This is a genomic window from Halopseudomonas xinjiangensis (assembly GCF_900104945.1).
In the GTDB taxonomy this organism is placed as follows: Bacteria; Pseudomonadota; Gammaproteobacteria; order Pseudomonadales; family Pseudomonadaceae; genus Halopseudomonas; species Halopseudomonas xinjiangensis.
On sequence record NZ_LT629736.1, the window covers coordinates 3,010,723 to 3,023,371 of the forward strand.

Sequence of the window (12,649 nt, forward strand, 5' to 3'; positions counted from 1 at the left end):
TGCCATTACCGAAAAGTGACACCCCGACTCAGCAGAGACTTAGAGTCCGCTCCGCGAGCTGTCTAACCCGAGCCTTGTCCTCGTCGAGCTGCAATGCCCGCTCGGCTCGCAGCAGGGCCAGCCGGGTATGCCGCTGGGCATTGCTGCGGTAGGCACTGCCGTATTGCGCCAGCATGCGCAGGGCCTCGTGCAGTTTTACCTGCACTTCCATTGTCCCCGCACCGTCGCGGGCGATGGGCGTGAACATTTCGTCGAACAGATCGCCCAGTTCGGTAGGCGGAACGTGTACCCGGCGGCGCTGCATCGTACCGAGCGGACCAAGCTCCTCGCCTTCGGACCAGTAGGTCAGCACCCGCACCACGCGTCCGAGCACGTCGATCGCGGTACCCTGATCGTTGACGCCGGGAGACAGCGCGCGCGAGGCGATATCCGACATCACCGCCATTCCGTAGCGAGGGTCCTGATCGAACGACCGCTCCTTCCCCAGGGTGAAGCACTGACAGACATCTTTCGACACCTCCTCACATGGCGGCATGATCCAGGCCAGCGGCTCCGGCCGGTGCACAAAGCTTCCCGGCGGACTGGTGATGTAAACCTGCCCCTGATTCTCGCAGGCCCATTCATCCAGCCCCTGAATATCGATATGCATCACGTAGCCCACCTGGTCCGGGTAGACCGGCGTCGCTTCGGGAGGGATTTCCGTGTGCGGATCGAACAGTATGCTGGTACCCGCCGAGGGATGATCCACACGGCTGCAAATCGCCCTGACAATGGCGGCTTCGACTCGCTCAGTGGTGTCTGCCATCTGACCGAAGCTGGAAAGATGCTCGATCCAGCGCAGCATGGTGATGGCGATGAGCGCGACGACCAGCAGGCTGAAGAGAAACAGGACCAGTCGCCCGCGGGTGCCGTAGACCTCGGTATGCAGGGCGATGATGCCCACCAGCGAGAACAGGAAAGATCCAAGGAAAGTGCCGAGCACGTTCTGCGTGGTGGTGTCCTGCATGAGCAGACGGGTGGCACGCGGCGCGATGTTTGCTGTAGCGGAACCGTACGCCGACACCATTACCGTCAAGGAAAACGTGGTAACCGCCAGCATGCTGGTCGCGAGGATATCGAGAATGTCATTGACGGCCTCGGCCCCGAGATCCATCGGCGCCTCGCCCGGATAGAGTCGCTCCGCGGCAATCGCCAGCAGTGCCGCTCCGACGCCTAGCAGGGCGAACAACGAAGCCCGTATCCACAATGTGCGGCCGATCTGTGCCAACAACCACTGCCATTTCGAAATCATTTCGCCTTCCCGGTCCCGGTTCAGCTCAATAGACCGGCGAAATGCCGCCAGTGTCCATGACGAGCCTGACGATTGACTTTATACTGCGTCCTTTTCACCGCAGGCCGCCCCGCGAGAGCCACCCGAAATGACCCAAGCCACCGGCACGCTGTACATCATTTCCGCCCCTTCCGGCGCAGGCAAGACCAGCCTGGTCAAGGCGTTGCTCGATCAGATCGAGACCGTACGCGTGTCGGTTTCCCACACCACCCGGTCGATGCGCCCCGGCGAAATAGACGGTGTGAATTATCACTTCACCAGCCGGGAGACCTTTCTCGAGCTGGTCGGCCACGGCGATTTCCTCGAGCACGCCGAAGTCTTCGGCAATCTCTATGGCACCTCGCAGAGCACCGTCGAAAAGACGCTCGCCGAGGGCCACGATCTGATCCTGGAGATCGACTGGCAGGGCGCCGAGCAGGTTCGCCGCGCCTTACCGCAGGCGCGCTCGATCTTCATTCTGCCTCCCAGTCAGAAGGATCTTCGCGAGCGGCTGACCAATCGCGGGCAGGACGATTCCAGCGTCATCGACCGGCGCATGGCCGAGGCGGTCAGCGAAATGAGCCACTGCGTCGAATACGATTTCCTGGTCATCAACGACTGCTTCCAGACCGCATTGGAGGACCTCAAGGCGATCCTCCGCGCCGGCCGGCTCAGCTTCGCCCGCCAGCAGGACCGTCATCGGACACTGCTGGACGCACTCTTGTCAGAACGCGTGGCCAGCCAGTAGACTGTCAGGTCCCGCGCTCCGGTTGGAGCGCACCCGATTCTCAAGTAAGTTCCGGAGTACACCCATGGCTCGCGTCACCGTTGAAGACTGCCTGGATAACGTAGAAAACCGTTTCGAGCTGGTCATGCTGGCCACCAAGCGTTCGCGTCAGATCGCCACTGGCGGGAAGGACCCGAAGGTCGCCTGGGAAAATGACAAGCCCACCGTGGTCGCCCTGCGCGAAATCGCCGCCGGCCTGGTCACCAACGAGATTCTCGCCGAGGAAGCCATTCAGGATCAGCAGGAGCCGCTGTACTCGCTGGAATCCGATCTGGCGGAGTAAGGGCTTGCGCAGGACGTGCGTGCCGCAGGTGATGGCCCGTTCCGCCGGGCTCAGGAGCCTTGCATGTCTGCAATAGAAGTGTTTGCCGAGCGACTCGGCGACTATCTCGAACCGGATCAGGTCAACCTGGTCCGGCGCGCCTATTTCTACGCCGAGCAGGCCCATGATGGCCAGACCCGGCGTAGTGGCGAACCCTACGTTACCCACCCGCTAGCCGTAGCCGGCATTCTCGCCGGCATGCACATGGATCATCAGAGCCTGATGGCGGCCATGCTGCACGATGTCATCGAAGACACCGGCATCCCCAAAGACGCGCTTATCTCGCAGTTTGGCGACACGGTTGCCGAGCTGGTTGATGGTGTCAGCAAGCTGACCCAGATGACCTTCGAGACTAAGGCCGAGGCGCAGGCGGAAAACTTCCAGAAGATGGCCCTCGCCATGGCGCGGGACATCCGCGTCATCCTGGTGAAGCTGGCCGACCGGCTACACAACATGCGCACCCTGGGTGCCCTGTCTGGCGAGAAGCGCCGACGCATCGCCAAAGAAACGCTGGAGATCTACGCACCGATTGCCAACCGCCTGGGCATGCACAGCCTGAGCACCGAGTTCGAAGACCTCGGCTTCAAGGCCATGTACCCGATGCGCGCGCAGTTGATCGACCGCGCAGTGCGCAGCGCCCGGGGCAATCGCAAGGAACTGCTGAGCAAAATCCTCGACACGCTGCAAACCTGCCTGGAGCGCGAAGGGATCCCAGGCCGCGTGATCGGTCGCGAGAAGCATCTGTTCGGCATCTATCAAAAGATGCGCGGCAAGCGAAAGTCGTTCAACGAGATCATGGACGTGTACGCGTTCCGCATCATCGTCGACAAGGCCGACACCTGCTATCGCGCGCTCGGTGCAGTACATAACCTCTACAAGCCGTTCCCGGGACGCTTCAAGGATTACATCGCGATTCCCAAGGCGAACGGCTATCAGTCGCTGCACACCACGCTGTTCGGCATGCATGGCGTGCCCATCGAAATCCAGATCCGCACCGAGGAGATGGAAGAGCTGGCCAACAACGGCATTGCCGCGCACTGGGTGTATAAATCCAAGGAAGACGTGATCAACGGCAATCACGCGCGCACCCGCCAGTGGCTGAAGAGCGTACTGGAGCTGCAACAGCGCGCGGGTAACTCGCTGGAGTTCATCGAGAACGTCAAGATCGACCTGTTCCCGGACGAAGTCTACATTTTCACGCCCAAGGGGCGGATCATGGAGCTTCCGAAGGGCTCGACCCCGGTCGACTTCGCCTACGCCGTGCATACCGATGTAGGCAATAGCTGCATCGCCTGCCGCGTCAACCGGCGCCTGGCACCCCTTTCCGAACCGCTACAGAGCGGGCAGACCGTCGAGATCATCACCGCGCCCGGTGCGCGGCCGAACCCAGCCTGGCTGAGCTTCGTCATCACCGGCAAGGCGCGCAGCAACATCCGTCACTTCCTCAAGCACCAGCGCCATTCCGAATCCATCGCACTGGGCGAGCGGCTGCTGGAGAAGGTACTGGTCAGCTTCGACACTACCCTCAGCGACATACCGCAGCCTCGCGTGCACCAGGTGCTGGAAGATTGCGGCATGGACAGCCTGGAAGAACTGCTCGCCGACATCGGGCTGGGCAATCGCATGGCCTACGTGGTCGCGCGTCGCCTGCTGGCCAGCGAAAGCAGCGGCGAGATCGAGGCGGCGAAGGTCGCCGAGCCGGACGATGCGCAGATTCGCGAGATGCCGCTGGCGATCCGCGGCACCGAGGGCCTGGTGGTCAGCTTCGCGCGCTGCTGCAACCCGATCCCGGGGGATCCGATCGTCGGCTACCTCTCCTCCGGCAAGGGTATGGTGATTCACCAGGAAAACTGCAAGAACCTCGCAGACAACCGTCATAGCGACGAGAACATACTGCATCTCACCTGGGACAAGGACGTGACCGGCGAATTTACTGTTGAGCTTCGCGTCGAGCTGGAGCACGAGCGCGGCATCATCGCGCAGCTGGCCACCGGTATCACCATGGCCGACGCAAGTATCGACAAGATCAGCGTCGACGAGCGCGACGGCCGCACCAGCGTCGTTCAGCTGGTGGTGCGCGTACGCGACCGCCTGCACCTTTCCCAACTGATCAAGCGTATCCGTGTGTTGAGCGGCGTGCTGCGCATCACCCGACTGAAAAACTGATCCGATCCGGAGCAAACATGAACAAGCAAGTCATCACCAGCGACCAGGCACCGGCCGCTATCGGCACCTATTCACAGGCCATCAAGGTCGGCAACACCGTATACCTGTCCGGGCAGATCCCGCTGGACCCGGCCACGATGGAAGTCGTCGAAGGCATGGAGCAGCAGATCTGTCGCGTATTCGACAACCTGCAGGCAGTGGCCGAAGCGGCCGGCGGCTCGCTGCAGCATATCGTCAAGCTGAACATCTTCCTGACTGATCTGAGTCACTTCGGTCTGGTCAACGAAGTCATGGCGCGCTATTTCAAGCAGCCCTACCCGGCGCGCGCCGCCATCGGCGTCGCGTCCTTGCCCAAGGGCGTGCCGGTCGAGATGGACGGCGTGATGGTCGTTGGCTAATCGCCACCCAGCAAAAAGGCGCCATTCGGCGCCTTTTTTTGTACCCTTTCGTACCCGCCGCCTCTCACTGCGAGAGGTAGGCTTCCATGGTGATCTCGGCATTCAGCAACTTCGACACCGGGCATCCCGCCTTGGCCTTGTTGGCTATTTCGGTGAATTTATTTTCTTCGATCTCCGGGATGTGTGCCTGGACATCGAGATGCACTGCGGTGATGGCGAAACCGTCGGCCTGCTTCTCCAGCGATACCTCGGCGGTCGTGGCAATCTTTGTCGGCGTGTAGCCTTCCTGACCGAGCAGCATGGAGAATGCCATGGAAAAGCATCCGGCATGCGCCGCACCGATCAGTTCCTCGGGGTTGGTGCCCGGCCCGTCTTCGAACCGGGTGTTGAAACCATAGGGTGAACTGTCCAACACACCGCTTTCGGTGGTGATGGTACCCGAGCCTTCCTTGACGCTACCTTCCCACTCAGCTGAACCTGTCTTTTTCATGGTGATGCCCTCCGCGTTTAGAGTCCGGTGGACAACGCTCGCCGCCGAAGATTACCCAGCGACGCTCAGACCGCGTTCAGCATCGCCGCGTAGCCTTCCCGGTAACTTGGGTAGACTGGCTCCCAGCCGCTTTCCCGAGCAAGCTCGTTACTGCACCGCTTGCTGCCTACCCGGCCGATTTCGCGCCCGTCAGGCTGCAGCGACGTGCCGAGTTGCTCGGCGAGCCAACTGCATACCGCGTGCAGCGGCGCCGGCTCGTCATCCACACCCAGATAACAGGGCGCGAGCAGTTCGCCGTTCTCTGCTTCGAGCAGAAGGTGCTCGAGCAGGCCAGCGGCGTCGTCACGATGAATGCGGTTGGAGTATTGTGGCGGCTCGGCCGGTACCGACACCCCCGCGCGCACCTGGTCGATCAATCGGTTGCGTCCCGGACCGTAGATCCCCGCCAGTCTCACCACCGAAGCCGGCATGCCGCTGCGCAGCGCCACGTCTTCAGCTTCGATCAGCACCCGGGCCGTTTCCGACCCGGCCAGGGCGGGGCTATTCTCGGTCACCCACTCGCCCTGAGTTTGTCCGTAAACGCCAGTGCTGGACACTTGCAGCAGATGCCGCGCCTGTTGCCGGCGCTCCCGCATCCAGCCGACCAGGTTACGCAAGCCGGCGACATACAGCTGCTGGTACAACTCGGCGTCGCGCTTGCCCGCGGCAGGACAATAGACCAGGTAATCGACCTTCCGCGGCCAGGCTTCGGGGCACTCGGCTCGGGTAAGGTCGCCGGCGACCGGCAACACACCCTCGGGCAACCGGGATACATCCCGACGCAACCCATGGACCGCCCAGCCCCGAGCCATCAGTCGCTCGGCCAGAGCGCTACCCAGGTCGCCGCAACCGGCAATCACTACCTGTCTCATTCGATTGTTTTCCTCTATCGGCCAACCCGCTATGCTTGGCTTGAATACATTGTGGAATCAGTATAAGCCATGACCCTCACTGAACTGCGCTACATCGTCACCCTGGCCCAGGAACAGCACTTCGGCCACGCCGCCGAACGCTGTCACGTGTCGCAGCCGACGCTCAGCGTGGGCGTCAAGAAGCTCGAGGACGAGCTGGGCATCATGATCTTCGAACGCAGCAAGAGCGCCGTGCGGGTGACGCCGATTGGCGAGCGCATCGTTGCGCAGGCGCAGAAGGTGCTGGAAGAGGCCTTGGCCATTCGTGAACTGGCCACTGCCGGCAAGAATCAGCTGTCCGCGCCGCTGAAAGTGGGTGCTATCTATACGATCGGCCCGTATCTGTTCCCGCATCTGGTACCGCAGCTGCATCGCGTCGCGCCGGAGATGCCGCTGTACATCGAAGAAAACTTCACGCATGTGCTGCGTGACAAGCTGCGTAACGGCGAGCTTGACGCGATCATCGTCGCGTTACCGTTCAACGAGCCGGACGTGCTGACCAAGCCGCTGTATGACGAGCCTTTCAGTCTGCTGGTGCCGGCCAACCATGCCTGGGCGAACCGCGATACGGTCACCCTTGATGAACTGGATGACAGCAAGCTGCTGCTGCTGGGTGAAGGCCATTGCTTCCGCGACCAGGTGCTTGAAGCCTGCCCGAGCATCCGCAAGGGCGAGGAGCAACACAAGCACACCACGGTGGAATCCAGTTCGCTGGAGACCATTCGCCACATGGTGGCTTCCGGCATCGGCATGACAGTACTGCCGATGTCCGCTGCCGATGATCGTTATTACAGCTCGGAACTGCTGGTGACCAAGCAGTTCCGCTCGCCGGTGCCCTACCGCACCGTGGCCATCGCCTGGCGCGCCAGCTTCCCGCGGCCCAAGGCCGTCGAGATGCTCAGTGACTCGATTCGCCTGTGCTCGATCAGCCAGCCCCCGCAAGCCGCCAAGTAAAGATGTCGCCACGCTCCGAGCGCACCGGCCTGACGGTGATCAAGGGTGTCGGGCCGGCGCTGGCGGAGAAGCTCGAACGTCTCGGGCTGCGCAGCGTCGAGGACGTGTTGTTTCATTTACCGCTGCGCTACCAGGATCGAACGCGCGTCACACCGATCGGCGCGCTGCGGCCGGGGATGGATGCGGTGGTCGAGGGCGTGGTGCAGGCCGCCGACGTGGTCATGGGCCGTCGCCGCAGTCTGCTTTGCAGGCTGCAGGACGGCACCGGCACCCTGAGCCTGCGCTTCTATCACTTTTCCGCGGCACTGAAGACCAGCCTGCAGCGCGGCACCCATCTGCGCTGCTATGGCGAGGTGCGCCCCGGCGCGTCCGGCCTGGAGATCTACCATCCGGAAATGCAGAACCTGGAAAGCCGGGAGGCTGCCCCGGTCGCCGAAACCCTGACCCCGATCTACCCGGCCACCGAAGGGCTGTCTCAGTTGCGCCTGCGCAGCCTCAGCGAGGCCGCACTGCAGTGGCTTGAATCGGGCAACAGCCTGAGCGAACTGCTGCCAGCCGCTATCGCCGCCGACTACGAGCTGGCTCCTCTGCGCGAGGCAATCCGCACGCTGCATCGGCCGCCGCCGGACGTTGACCTGGAAGCACTGCAGGACGGTCGCCACTGGGCTCAGCACCGGCTGGCTTTCGAGGAGCTGATGGCCCATCAGTTGGCCATGTTGCGTTTGCGGGCGCAAATCCGCTCGCGCCGTGCACCGGTGATGAGCGCCAGCGGCGAACTGGCCGGCCAGTATGTCAGGCAACTCGGTTTTCCTCTGACCGGTGCGCAGCGCCGGGTTGCCGAAGAGGTCGTGCGTGATCTGCAGCAGCCTCGCCCGATGTTGCGACTGGTGCAGGGCGACGTCGGCGCCGGCAAGACGGTGGTCGCCGCGCTGGCCGCGCTGCAAGCCCTGGAAGCCGGCTGGCAGGTCGCGTTGATGGCGCCGACCGAAATCCTCGCCGAACAGCATTTCATCAACTTCCAACGCTGGTTCGCGCCGCTAGGCATCTCCGTCGCCTGGATGGCCGGCAAACTCAAGGGCAAGGCCCGCACCAACCAGCTGCAACTGATTGCTACTGGCGATGCAGCCATGGTCGTCGGCACCCACGCCCTGTTTCAGGAAGAGGTGCGCTTTCACAATCTGGGGCTGGCGATCATCGACGAGCAGCATCGCTTCGGCGTGCAGCAACGCCTGGCCCTGCGTGACAAAGGCGCTGCCGGGCAGTTCTCGCCACACCAGTTGATCATGACCGCGACGCCGATCCCGCGTACGTTGGCGATGAGCGCCTACGCCGATCTGGACACCTCGGTACTCGACGAATTACCGCCGGGGCGCACGCCGATCAACACGGTTCTGATCTCCGACAGCCGCCGCGAGGAAGTGGTCGAGCGTGTCCGCGCGGGGTGTTCGGAAGGCCGGCAGGCATACTGGGTCTGCACCTTGATCGAGGAATCCGAGCAGCTCCAGGCGCAGGCTGCCGAAGTCAGCTGGGCAGAGCTCTGCGAAATCCTCCCGGAGCTGTCCATCGGGTTGATCCACGGACGCATGAAGCCTGCGGAAAAAGCCGAGATTATGGCGGCCTTCAAGGCCGGCGACCTGCATCTTCTGGTCGCCACCACGGTGATCGAAGTCGGCGTGGATGTACCCAACGCCAGCCTGATGATCATCGAGAACCCTGAGCGGCTGGGGCTGGCCCAGCTGCATCAGTTACGCGGCCGGGTCGGCCGGGGCAGCACCGCGAGCCACTGCGTCCTCCTGTATCACGCGCCGTTGTCGGCGCTGGGTCGCGAACGCCTGGGCATCATGCGTGAAAGCTCCGATGGCTTTGTCATTGCTGAAAAGGACCTGGAGCTGCGTGGCCCCGGGGAAGTGCTCGGCACCCGGCAGACCGGTCTGGTGCAGTTTCGCGTGGCCGATCTGGTGCGCGATGCAGATTTGCTACCAGCTGTGCAGGAAGCGTCCAAACGGCTTGCTCGCGAGTATCCCGACTGCGTGCAACCGCTTATCGACCGGTGGTTGGCTCAGGGGCAGCAATTCGCGCAAGTCTGACCCGTCCGGCCACGGTTGCCATGCTAAGATCAGCGAAAAAGCCTGAAGAGGCCTCCGGCCCGACCAAAAGGAACTCGCCTGATGAACACGCTCGCCGTCACCGATGCAGGCCACACCAGCCTGCCAGATTCGATCGAGAAGCTGCTGCAACAGCAGGGAATTGGCTATCACCTGCGCCAGGCGGACCAGCTCGGGCCGCTGGCACAACAGGTCCAGGCTTGCCTGCTAGGCGATAGCGTCGGCATGTTGCTGGCATTGTTCCCGCGTGACCGCCTGATCGATCTCAAGCGCATCGGCGAACTGCTCGGGCGTGAGCTGGAGCCGGTGCGTATGGCGCAGGCCGAGCGCATCCTCGCCAAGCATGGGATCAGCACCGTTCCCGGTCTGCCGATGATCTTCGGCTCTCCCTGCGTATTCGAACAACAGCTGGTCGAGCACAACCGACTGTGGATCGACAGCGGTCTGCCGGGCCTGTATCTGGAGATCGAAAGCGACGATATCGGCTCGCTGATATCCAAGGCCAGTTCCGGCCGCTTCTCAGTGCCCCTGAGCAGCCTGGAACCCTTGCCCAGCGACCCCGAGCAGGACCGCAACAACATCAGCGATGCGGTGAAGAATTTCACGGCTTTGCGCATGCGCCAGCGGCTGGAAGAAACCATTGAGATTCCACCGCTACCGGAAACCGCGCAGAAAGTCATGAAGCTGCGGGTGGACCCGGATGCGACCATCGAACAACTGGCAGACGTGGTAGAAACCGACCCCAGCCTGGCCGCCCAGGTGGTCAGCTGGGCTTCATCTCCCTACTACGCCGCCCCAGGCAAGATCCGCTCGGTGGAAGACGCGATCGGTCGGGTGCTGGGCTTCGATCTGGTGATCAACCTGGCGGTGGGGCTAGCACTGGGCAAGACGTTCAGCCTGCCCAAGGACACCGCCGAAGGCAGCACCCAGTACTGGGAGCAGGCGATCTACAGCGCAGCGATAATCGAAGGTCTGGCCAAGGCCATGCCGCGCAACAAACGGCCCGAGCTGGGGCTGAATTACCTGGCCGGTCTGCTGCACAACTTTGGCTATCTGGTATTGGCCTATATCTTCCCGCCATACTTCAAGCTGATATGCCGGCATGTGGAGGCCAACCCGCATGTGCCGTCTCACCTGATCGAACAGCACCTGCTAGGCGTCACCCGCGATCAGATCGGTAGCTGGCTGATGCGTTACTGGGACATGCCCGCGGAAGTCTCCACGGCGATTCGCTATCAGCACGACGCGAACTATGACGGCGACCTGCACGTGTACGCCAACCTGGTGTACCTGACGCTGGCGTTGCTCCGTGAGCGTGACATCGGCAGCGGACCGCAGATGCCGATCCCCGATGCGCTGCTGGAGCGGCTGAACCTGTCGCGCGACGATGCGGCAAAGGCGGCTGACAAGGTATTGGATGCGCGCGATGCCCTACGCGTGCTGGTGCACGAGTTCAAGCACGGCTGGAAATGATGGTAGTCGCACCGGAGGCCTGAAACGGCCTCCGGCCGGCGGGCTCAATTAACCGAGTCGCGCAGACTCTTGCCCGGTTTGAAGGAAACGGTGTTGCTGGCCTTGATCTGGACCGGATCACCGGTCTGAGGGTTCTTCCCTGTGCGGGCTCCGCGATGACGCTGCAGGAACGTGCCGAACCCAACCAGGGTCACGGTATCCTTGCGGCTCAGAGCCTGGGTGATTTCATCGAGAACCGCGTTCAGAACACGGTTGGCCTGGTCCTTGCTCAGGTCGGCCTTGTCGGCAATCGCCGCGGCGAGATCCGGTTTACGCATATTGAAGCCTCATTGTCTGTTGTTTTTGTTTTTCCTGCCGCGTCCTCGCGACAGCGCAAGGCGACCAGTACCCGGCGGCCTGGCATGTCCCAGCCAAGCCAGCATGGCATGAGTCGTGGCGTTGCGCCAGAGCTCAGGGCGACAGAGCCGGACAGAACATCGTCGTTTGCTGACAAAAGGCAGGCGAAACCCGCCAGACGGCCTATCTCAAGGCATCCATGGCGGTAATTGACGGTTCAGCTGAAGCTTTTCACTGACCAGCGCCCCTGTCAGTGCATAGCCGTGCAACTGACCGCTTTCATCTTTGAACAGGGCGCGGCGATCAGCGCCTTCGCCAGTGATGGTCCAGCTCCCCGAGGTTGCCGTCAGCGGGGGTGAGACGACCAGCGGGCAGGCCGGCGTTTTCACCGTGATCGGCATTGGTCCGTAACTCAGCTCAGCGTCACCACCCGCCAGATTCTGCGCCAGCACCCGGGCTGCGGCCATCAACGGCATCACGTACATCAGGCTCAGCGACCCGACTTCGGCGCAATCGCCCAGAGCGAAAATGTGTTCGGCGGAGGTACGCAGACGTCGATCCACCTTGATGCCGTGCGCCACATCGATTCCGGCCTGTTCAGCCAGCGCCCGCCCCGGCACCAGACCGATTGCCGACAGACCCTGCTGGCCCTCGACCAGCGTACCGTCCTCGAGCGTCACGCGGATGCCTGCACCGCCGGGCTGGATGTCCCGAACGCCCTGTCCGAAATGGAACCGCACACCCAGGGCCTCGAGGCCGGCCCGCACCGCTTCGGCAATTTCCGGCGGCAGCAGACCGGCCATGACCTGGGTGTCCGGCGCCACGATCCGCACGGAAAAGCCAGCTGCGGCGAGATCATTGGCATACTCGCAACCGATCAGGCCGGCACCGATGATGACCACATCCGATTTGCCGGCGACCGCCGCGCGAAACCGGGCGTAATCGCCCAGATCGTTGATCGACAGCAGCCGCTCGCCTAGCACCTCGGCCCATGGCAGGCGACGCGCCTCGGCGCCACTGGCCAGCACCAGATCGCTGTAGGCCAGCTGGCCCTGCGTGGTCAGCACGCGACGGGTGGCCGGATCGAGCCCGGTGACCCGGGTCTGGGTAAGGATCTCGGCGTTCAGCTGCTCGGCCATCGCCTCGGCCGATTGCATGGCCAGCTCGTCGGCCTCCTTGCCCTTGGCGAAGCCGGTCGAAATCATCGGCTTGGAATAGAACCGCCCGTCATCGGCGGTGACCAGGCACAGCGGTCGTTCGGTATCGAGCTTGCGAAACTCACGGGCCAGGTTGTAACCGGCCAGGCCGGTACCCAGGATCAACAGCGGAGCAGAATCAGACACGAGATATTTCCTGAAC

At 62.8% G+C, this 12,649-nt stretch carries 12 protein-coding genes; 7 read left to right on the forward strand and 5 right to left on the reverse strand.

Translation table 11 applies throughout. The annotated features are described in order from the left end of the window. Positions 1-28: 28 nt before the first annotated feature. Positions 29-1,291 carry a DUF2254 domain-containing protein gene (locus BLT85_RS14115; protein WP_093396017.1) on the reverse strand — a complete coding sequence of 421 codons (1,263 nt, stop codon included), beginning with the start codon at positions 1,289-1,291 and terminating at the stop codon, positions 29-31. Positions 1,292-1,418: 127 nt separating this feature from the next. On the opposite strand from BLT85_RS14115, the gene gmk reads away from it, so the two are divergent. From gmk to BLT85_RS14135, 4 genes are all read left to right on the forward strand, one after another. After that, positions 1,419-2,057, forward strand: coding sequence for a guanylate kinase (gene gmk, locus BLT85_RS14120; RefSeq protein ID WP_093396020.1), 639 nt, complete (start codon positions 1,419-1,421; stop codon positions 2,055-2,057). 64 nt (positions 2,058-2,121) lie between these two features. Further along, a complete protein-coding gene (rpoZ, locus tag BLT85_RS14125; protein WP_093396023.1) occupies positions 2,122-2,379 on the forward strand; it encodes a DNA-directed RNA polymerase subunit omega in 258 nt (85 codons plus the stop codon). Positions 2,380-2,442: 63 nt separating this feature from the next. Then, entirely contained in the window at positions 2,443-4,584 is a 2,142-nt protein-coding gene (gene spoT / locus BLT85_RS14130) for a bifunctional GTP diphosphokinase/guanosine-3',5'-bis pyrophosphate 3'-pyrophosphohydrolase (RefSeq protein WP_093396026.1), read from the forward strand. 17 nt (positions 4,585-4,601) lie between these two features. Further along, a complete protein-coding gene (locus tag BLT85_RS14135) occupies positions 4,602-4,982 on the forward strand; it encodes a RidA family protein (protein WP_093396029.1) in 381 nt (126 codons plus the stop codon). 64 nt (positions 4,983-5,046) lie between these two features. Here the strand turns inward: BLT85_RS14135 and BLT85_RS14140 are convergent, their stop codons facing one another. Both BLT85_RS14140 and BLT85_RS14145 read right to left on the reverse strand, forming a co-directional pair. After that, complete coding sequence (locus BLT85_RS14140) at positions 5,047-5,472, reverse strand: OsmC family protein (RefSeq protein WP_093396031.1); 426 nt, start codon at positions 5,470-5,472, stop codon at positions 5,047-5,049. A 65-nt stretch (positions 5,473-5,537) separates the two neighbouring features. Continuing rightward, positions 5,538-6,383 carry an NAD-dependent epimerase/dehydratase family protein gene (locus BLT85_RS14145; protein WP_093396034.1) on the reverse strand — a complete coding sequence of 282 codons (846 nt, stop codon included), beginning with the start codon at positions 6,381-6,383 and terminating at the stop codon, positions 5,538-5,540. Between the two features lie 69 nt (positions 6,384-6,452). Between BLT85_RS14145 and BLT85_RS14150 the strand changes: the two genes are divergently transcribed. The 3 genes from BLT85_RS14150 to BLT85_RS14160 all read left to right on the forward strand — a co-directional run bounded on the left by BLT85_RS14150 (position 6,453) and on the right by BLT85_RS14160 (position 10,954). After that, a complete protein-coding gene (locus BLT85_RS14150) occupies positions 6,453-7,376 on the forward strand; it encodes a hydrogen peroxide-inducible genes activator (RefSeq protein WP_093396037.1) in 924 nt (307 codons plus the stop codon). Positions 7,377-7,378: 2 nt separating this feature from the next. Further along, positions 7,379-9,463, forward strand: a complete 2,085-nt coding sequence (gene recG, locus BLT85_RS14155; RefSeq protein WP_093396040.1) for an ATP-dependent DNA helicase RecG — start codon at positions 7,379-7,381, stop codon at positions 9,461-9,463. A gap of 81 nt (positions 9,464-9,544) precedes the next feature. Beyond that, positions 9,545-10,954: an aminoacyl-tRNA deacylase and HDOD domain-containing protein gene (locus tag BLT85_RS14160; protein WP_093396043.1), complete on the forward strand. Its 1,410-nt coding sequence runs from the start codon at positions 9,545-9,547 to the stop codon at positions 10,952-10,954. Between the two features lie 44 nt (positions 10,955-10,998). On the opposite strand, the gene BLT85_RS14165 is transcribed toward BLT85_RS14160, so the two are convergent. After that, complete coding sequence (locus BLT85_RS14165) at positions 10,999-11,271, reverse strand: HU family DNA-binding protein (protein ID WP_093396045.1); 273 nt, start codon at positions 11,269-11,271, stop codon at positions 10,999-11,001. A 207-nt stretch (positions 11,272-11,478) separates the two neighbouring features. Then, entirely contained in the window at positions 11,479-12,633 is a 1,155-nt protein-coding gene (locus BLT85_RS14170; RefSeq protein ID WP_093396048.1) for an NAD(P)/FAD-dependent oxidoreductase, read from the reverse strand. Positions 12,634-12,649: the final 16 nt, after the last annotated feature.